Genomic DNA, 7,312 nt, shown 5'->3' on the forward strand with positions numbered 1-7,312 from the left:
ACCCCGCAGCGTCGAACCCCGCAGCGTCGCGCACCGCTCGGCGCTCGTGCTCACGGCGTTCGCGTCGGCGCTCGTCCTGCTCGTGCTGCAGGGCTTCTCCGCGCAGCCCGCCGCGGCCGTCACGACCGGCAACGGCGCTCTGGTCTACTCCCCGGCCGCGGGCAGCTCGTTCAACCCCGAGGGCGGCCGCGCCGCGGGCACGACGTACGCCAAGATGATCGTGCTGAAGAACTCCGGCTCCGCCAACGGCACCCAGCTCGTCACGTTCGACCAGCTCGTGCTGGAGAACGGCGTGCAGGTCTACCCGATCCACCGCAGCACCGACAACGGCACGACCTGGTCGCGCATCGCGGCCGTCCGTCCCAGCGCGCAGTTCCCGGGGCTCACGCGCACCGCCCAGCCGTCGCTCTACGAGACGCCGGTGCAGCTGGGGAGCATGCCGGCGGGGACGATCCTGCTGTCCGGGATGATCATGCCGCAGGACCGGTCCAGCAGTCGACTGGTCATGTACAAGAGCCTGGACAAGGGGCTGACCTGGAGCCTGGTCAGCACCGTCGACACGGGCGGCGCCGCGATCTACGACCCCAGCCCCTCCTCGACCACCACGACCGTGTGGGAACCCTCGATGGCCGTGGACGGCCTCGGCGGGCTGGTCGTGTACTACTCCGACGAGCGGCAGAAGTCCCGCGGTGTGCTGCAGGCGATCTCCTACCGCCGCTCCACCGACGGCGGGCTCACCTGGGGTGGGCTCGTGAACGTCTCCGCCCCGACCAACCGCAGCGACCGACCCGGGATGATCACCGTCACCCGGATGTCGGACGGCCGCTACATCGCCACCTTCGAGGTGGTGAACCGGCCCAGCCAGTCGCTGAACACCGCGCCCGTCTACTTCAAGATCTCCCCCGACGGGCTGAACTGGTCCCCGGCGGAGAGCATCGGCACCCCGATCCGCCTCGCGGACGGACTCGGCATCGGGTCCTCGCCCGAGGTGCGCTACGTCCCGACCGGTGGCCCGAACGGCATGGTGATCGTGTCCTCCAAGTGGTCCCTGACCGCCGGCGGCGCCATCGACCGAGGCCAGAACTTCTTCGTCAACTACAACCTTGGGTCCGGCCCCTGGCAGCGGCTTCCCTACGCGGTCACCTACGACTCGACCGACACCGAGGGCGGCACCTTCAGCGGGTTCGCCCAGGGTTTCGACACCAGCGTGGACGGCCGGACGCTGTACCAGTCCACCAACGTGGAGAACCGGTCCACCACCTACAACGACGTCCGCGTCGGGTCGGTGCCGATCGGTGCCCGCCAGTACGAGGCCGAGAGCGCCGCGCGCACCGGCGACACCCGGGTGGTCGTCGACCCGGCGGCCGCAGGCGGGGCCAAGGTCGGCGACATCAACAACGCCACCAGCGCCGTCACCTTCACGGTCAACGTCGCCACCGCGGGCACGTACACGGTGAACGTGCGCTACGACAACGGGTCCGGGGCGACGAGCACGCACGCGCTGCGGGTCAACGGGGGCGCGGCCGCCACGGTGACCTACCCGGCCACCGCGAACTGGGGCCGGTTCGGCTGGGCGCAGGCCCGGGTGAACCTCGCCGCGGGGAACAACACCCTCTCGTTCACGAAGGCCACCGGGTTCGCCGAGCTCGACCAGGTCCAGGTGTTCTGAGGTCGGCACGCGCGTGCCGCAGGCGCCCACCCCCGCCGGGGTGGGCGCCTGCGGTGCGTCCGGGCCCGGCGCCGTCAGTGCCGGGGGAGGACCTCGTCCACGCGGGGCCGGGCCGCCGGCGCGGGCGCGCCGCCGGGTCCCTGCTTGCGCTCGAGCATGCGGGACGCGGCGAGCGTGAGCAGCCGCCGGAGGTCGCCGTCGTCGCCGGGGCGGCTGCTGACCCCGATGCTCACGGAGACGCGGACGGCCCGCCCGCCGATGCGGTACGGGGCGGACAGGGCGGCGCCGAGGTCGTCCGCGACGCGCAGCGCTTCCCCCCGCGCACCGGCGCGGTCGAGGTCGACGAGGGCGACGAGGAACTCGTCGCCGCCCAGCCGCGCGGCCAGGTCGCTGCGCCGCAACCGGGACAGCAACCGCCGCGAGGCCGAGACCAGGAGCAGGTCGCCCGCCGCGTGGCCGAGCTCGTCGTCCACCGCGCGGAACCCGTCGATCCCGAGCGACAGCAGGGCCGTGCCGCTCCCCGTGGCGGCGGCCAGCTCCCGCTCGGCGAGCTCGCTGAAGCGGTGGTGGTTCAGCAGCCCCGTCAGGGGATCGGTGCGCGAGAGCTCCTCGATGCGCGTCAGCGCGGCGCGGTGGGGAACCCGTTCCCGCGGCCCCGACGGCGCGGTCCCGCGCTCCGCCTCGGTGTACACCGCGACGCACTGCACCACGCGGCCGTCGTCGTCGACGACGGGGGAGGCCCGCACCTCGCACCAGAACGGCTCCCGCTGCGGTCCGCGGTGCTGCAGCAGGATCTCGTGGCCCGGGCGGCCGTCGGCGACCGCCGCGCGCAGGCGCTCGACGGCCGCGCGGTCCGTGCCCTCGCCGTCCAGGTGCCGCGCGCTGCGGCCGAGGAGCTGCTCGACGGGGGTGCCCGCGAGCTCGGCGAACGCCTGGTTGGCGAAGACGATCGGGTGGCCCTCGCGACGCACGTCGCTGATGGTGATCCCGCTGGCCGCGGCCCGCACGGCGCGGTGCAGCAGGGGGTCGCCCGTGGTCGGGGCCGGTCCGAGCCGGGCGGGGCCGGCCGTCGCCGGTGCGGCCCCGGCCGCCTCGTCGAGGCTCGACGGCTCGTCCGGGACGACGCGCAGCACGAGGCACTGCGCCGCGGCGAGGACCGTCTCGCGCCGGTAGGTGAGGGCGTACTCGAACGTGCGGTCCATCTCCGGACCGTCGTCGCCGAGGTCGCGGGCCAGCAGCGCGGCGCCGAAGTGCGGGCTGACCACGACGACGTCCCACTCCGCGCGGATCGGGTCGTCCTCGTCCAGCACGGCCCCGCGGACCCCCGGCAGGGGCTGCAGGGCCATGTCGTTGCCCAGCGCGCACACGAAGCCGGTGGCCTCGGCGAGCTCGCGGTACCGCTCGATCGTGCCGGGCGTGAAGTGCTTGGACTCCTGGAAGGTCGCGGCGACGACGCACGTCCGGCCCAGCTGCACGGCCTGCCGCTCCAGCTGCCGGCTGAGCTGCACGAGCAGCCGCTTGGGGGCCCGCCGCAGCTCGGTGCCGGGGGGCAGGCAGGCGAACGGCGAGGGCGGGGCCGCGTCGTCCAGCTGCGGCGCCGGGGGCGGGAAGTGCAGCTCGCCCGTCGGTCCCGCGGGGACGGCGCCCGCCGCCGGCCGGCCGAACAGCCAGCCCTGCCCGAGCGTGGCGCCGAGCCCGCGGGCCGTCGTGAGGTGCCGCTGCGTCTCGATGCCCTCGGCGAGCAGGAGCGCGCCGGTGCGCTCGGCGTAGTCGTTGACCGCGTTCATGATCTCGGCGACGACGGGGGACGGGCGGTCCTGCACGAGACGGAGGTCCAGCTTGACGACCTCGGGGCGCAGCAGCGGCATGAACGCCAGGGACGTCGCGTCGGCGCCCACGTCGTCCAGGGCGATGCCCCAGCCGAGGGCCCGGACGCGCTGCACGGTGCGCAGCAGCTCCGCGGGGCGGGCGGACAGGGCCCGCTCGGTGATCTCCAGGACGATCCGCAACGACCCCGCCGCGCTGTCCACGAGGGCGAGCAGCTCGTCCACCGGCGCGGTGTCCAGCACCTCCGGCTCGACGTTGACGAAGACGGTCAGCGGGGCGAGGAGGTCCTCGGCCAGGGCGCCGCGGAACGCCGCCGCCCGGCAGAGCTGGTCCAGCTCGCCCAGCAGCCCCGCCCCCCGGGCCGCCGCGAACAGCGCGTCCGGGCTCTGCAGCGGGCCCTCGGGGCCGCGGGCCAGCGCTTCGTACGCGACCACCGCACCGCTCGCCAGGTCGACGATCGGCTGGAAGACGCTGCGCACGCCGTCGGAGGCGAGGACGTCCTCGATGCGGGTCACGGCGTCCTCCGGGCGGCTGATCGGGTCACGGCTCGGGTGAGCCGCGCGCTGGCCGCGCTCCGGTGTGAACGCCTCGTGGAGTCACACCCCATCACAGGGTGGCGGAGCGTGCTCGTCCGAGCGAGGAGTCGGCGCAACCGGCACGACCTCGAGGCGGTCGGCGGACAGGTGCACGATCTGCAGGCTCCGCTCGCCGGCCGCGCCGCGGACGAGCACGCGGTCCGCCGCCGCCTCCACGCTGCCCGCCGCCGGCTCCCAGCGCCCCGCCGCCGGCCGTGCGGCGTCCCCCGGCCCGGCGTCGACGGCGAGGAACGTCCCGTCGGGCCGGAACTCCAGACCGCCGCGGCCCCGGGCCCGCGGGAAGGCCCAGCCGGTGGGCCGGTAGACGGTGACGTCGTCGTGGTCCTCCTCGAAGGAGTGCCCCCAGGACCGGTGAAGCAGGTCGCCGGGGCCGCTGCCCCCGCCGTCCGTCACGACCTGCTCCCGGCCGCGGCGAGCGGTGCGCGCACGCCCGCCAGCGCGGCCCGCATGCGGGTCACCTGCCCGGCCGTGAACATCACCATCGCGGCGTCGTCGACGTAGTCCATGTAGTCCATGAACAGGTCCCCCGCCGGGCCGTTGTCGCAGCTGACCTGGGGGAACTCCGGCCGCCCGCGGTGGGGGCCGCGCTGGTTCGGGGTGTCGTCGACCTCGTCGGTGTCCTCGCAGCTGGCCTGGAGCTCGCCCCAGAGGTGGAACAGGTCGAGGTAGTGACCGACCTCGTGGGTCGCGGTGCGGCCCAGATCGAACGGCGCGCTCGCGGTGCCGGTGGTGCCGAACGCCGTGAGGTTCACGACGACGCCGTCCGTGGCCGCCGGCCCGCCGGGGAACTGGGCGTACCCGAGCAGGCCGCCCCCCAGCGGGCACACCCACAGGTTCAGGTGCTCCGCGGGCGGCCAGGGGTCCGCGCCACCCGTCGCGGCGGACTTCACGGCGTCGTCGGTGGAGAACGCGGCGACGTCGGTCGTCGTGCGGGTGGTGCCCGAGGAGGGCGTGCCGTCCGGGGCGGTGGACGCCAGGACGAACTCGACGCGCGCGTCGGCCACGAGGGGCGCGAAGACGTCCGGGACGCTCGAGACGTCCGCGTTGGCGGCGCGGAAGTCGGCGTTCAGCACGGCGAGCTGGCTCGCGACCTGCTCGTCCGTGACGTCCTCGGGCGAGGCCGAGACGACGTGCACCACGACGGGGATCCGCACGACCTCCTCCGCGGCCCGGGCCGTCACCGCGCTGCGCGCCTGCGCGAGGGCCGCCCGGGCCCCTCGGTACCCCGGGTCCTGCTCGAGCAGCCGCACGTGCACGTCGGTCGTCCCGCACCGGCGCGGCGGCTCGTCCGCCGCGGTCGCGTCCCCACCCGTCGTCGCCACGCTCACGGTCCGTCCCCCTCGTCGCGGGTCCCCACCTCCGGCTCCCGCCGAGCCTGCCCGCTGCGGGCCGGCGGCACCAGCCCCGTCAGCGCGCCGACGGCGCCGCCACGCCGGCGGCCTCGGCCGCGGCGGCAGCGTGCTCGTCGGGCGTGTGCCGCGACGTGCACAGGAACCGGTGCAGGACGACGGCGGTGAGGGCGCCCGCGGAGATCCCCGAGTCGAAGATCGTCCGGAACCAGCCGGGCGTCTGGGCGTACAGGTCCGGGCTGACGGTCGGGAGCAGCCCGACGCCGATCGCGGTGGCCACGACCAGCAGGGCGCGCGAGTCGAGCCGGCACGACGCGAGCGTGCGGATGCCGCTCGCGGCGACCATGCCGAACAGGGCCACGCCGGCGCCGCCGAGCACGGCCACGGGGACGGCCGCGACGACGGCGCCCAGCTTCGGCAGCAGGCCCAGGACGATGAGGACGCCGCCCGCGAACGTGGCGACGTAGCGCGACCGGACCCCGGACATGCTGACCAGGCCGACGTTCTGCGCGAAGGCCGTGTAGGGGAACGTGTTGAACACCCCGCCGAGGACCGTGGACAGCCCGTCGGCGCGCATCCCGTCGGCGATCGCCCGGCGGGTCACGGGCCGGTCGACGATCTGCCCGACGGCGAGGATGTCGCCCGTCGTCTCCGTCATGATGACCAGCCCGACGACGCACATGGCCACCACGGACCCGACCTCGAACGTGGGGGCGCCGAACGCGAACGGCGTCGAGACGCCGAACCAGTCCTGCGCCGCGACGCCCGAGAGGTCGACCTTCCCCGCGACCGCCGCGGCGGCGGTGCCCGCGGCGATGCCGAGCAGGATCGAGACGCGCGAGACCGCGGGTGGCGCGAGGCGTTCGAGCACGAGGATCGCGACGAGGGTGAACAGCGCGAGCAGCAGGTTCGAGGGCGCCCCGAACTCCGGGCTCGCGGCGCCCCCGCCGGCCCAGCCCGCGGCCACGCTCATGAGCGACAGGCCGATGAGCAGGATGACCGTGCCCGTGACCAGCGGCGGGAAGAACCGCAGCAGCGTGGAGAACACCGGGGCCAGCAGCATGATGAAGACGCCGCAGGCGATGACCGACCCGTAGATCGCCGTGATCCCGTGGTTCGTCCCGATGGTGATCATCGGGCCGACCGCCGCGAACGTGCAGCCCTGCATGAGGGGCAGCCGCACGCCGAAGCGCCAGAACCCGACCGACTGCAGGATCGTCGCGATGCCTGCGACGAAGAGGTCGGCGACGACGAGGTGGGCCAGGTCGTCCGGGGCCATCTCGCCCGCGGAGATCATGGCGCCGCCGACGATGAGCGGGACCGCCACCGCCCCGGCGTACATGGCCAGCACGTGCTGCAGGCCCAGCGGCGCCAGGCGGTGCAGCGGGGGCACCTGGTCCACGGGGTGCCGCCCGCGGACCTCGAGCGCGGGAGCGGACATCGCGGCCTCCTCGGGGTGGGTCCCCCCACGCTCGCACCTCGTCCCCGCTCCCGGCAGGGTCGCGGGGCCCCCGCCGTGTGAAGACTGCGTTACGCGGGCGGGCGCGTCCCGGCCGGGAGCTGGCCGGGGGAGTCGGCGTCGGCCGTGGCTCCCGCGCGCGGCACCGCGCGGACCTCGAGGCCCGCGAGGAACTCCCGCAGGCCCGTGTCGCCCCGGACCGCCGCGTGCGCCGCCGTCCAGTGCCCCCGTCCGAGCAGGACCGGGTGGCCGCCCCGCCCGCGGTCGGTGGCCCGCACGGCTGCGGCGGCCGGGTCGTCCACCGCGGCCGCCAGCACCGCGGCGACGTCGGCGGGCGTGAGGCCCGGGAGGTCGACCGGCACGAGCACGAGCACGTCCGCGCCGCTCGCCGCGGCGTGCGCGAGCGCCGCCC

Annotated in this window: 6 protein-coding genes; 1 reads left to right on the forward strand and 5 read right to left on the reverse strand. The window is 75.4% G+C overall.

Annotated features, from left to right (window positions below; all coding sequences use genetic code 11):
• Positions 1-1,669 (forward strand): CBM35 domain-containing protein (locus tag GTR02_RS17915; RefSeq protein WP_205709547.1); only part of this gene is annotated, 1,669 nt, incomplete at its 5' end.
• A gap of 74 nt (positions 1,670-1,743) precedes the next feature.
• Here the strand turns inward: GTR02_RS17915 and GTR02_RS24660 are convergent.
• From GTR02_RS24660 to GTR02_RS17940, 5 genes are all read right to left on the reverse strand, one after another.
• A complete protein-coding gene (locus GTR02_RS24660) occupies positions 1,744-4,011 on the reverse strand; it encodes an EAL domain-containing protein (protein WP_166608849.1) in 2,268 nt (755 codons plus the stop codon).
• An 81-nt stretch (positions 4,012-4,092) separates the two neighbouring features.
• On the reverse strand, positions 4,093-4,485 hold the full coding sequence (locus tag GTR02_RS17925; RefSeq protein ID WP_166608850.1) for a hypothetical protein: 393 nt from the start codon (positions 4,483-4,485) through the stop codon (positions 4,093-4,095).
• On the reverse strand, positions 4,482-5,420 hold the full coding sequence (locus GTR02_RS24665) for a M43 family zinc metalloprotease (protein WP_205709548.1): 939 nt from the start codon (positions 5,418-5,420) through the stop codon (positions 4,482-4,484). The genes GTR02_RS17925 and GTR02_RS24665 overlap by 4 nt, the downstream gene beginning before the upstream one ends.
• 79 nt (positions 5,421-5,499) lie before the next feature.
• Entirely contained in the window at positions 5,500-6,882 is a 1,383-nt protein-coding gene (locus GTR02_RS17935; protein WP_166608851.1) for a nucleobase:cation symporter-2 family protein, read from the reverse strand.
• 89 nt (positions 6,883-6,971) lie between these two features.
• The coding region (locus tag GTR02_RS17940; protein WP_166608852.1) for an NTP transferase domain-containing protein at positions 6,972-7,312 on the reverse strand (341 nt) is incomplete at its 5' end.

This window comes from Kineococcus siccus (assembly GCF_009906795.1).
Classification (GTDB): Bacteria; Actinomycetota; Actinomycetes; order Actinomycetales; family Kineococcaceae; genus Kineococcus; species Kineococcus siccus.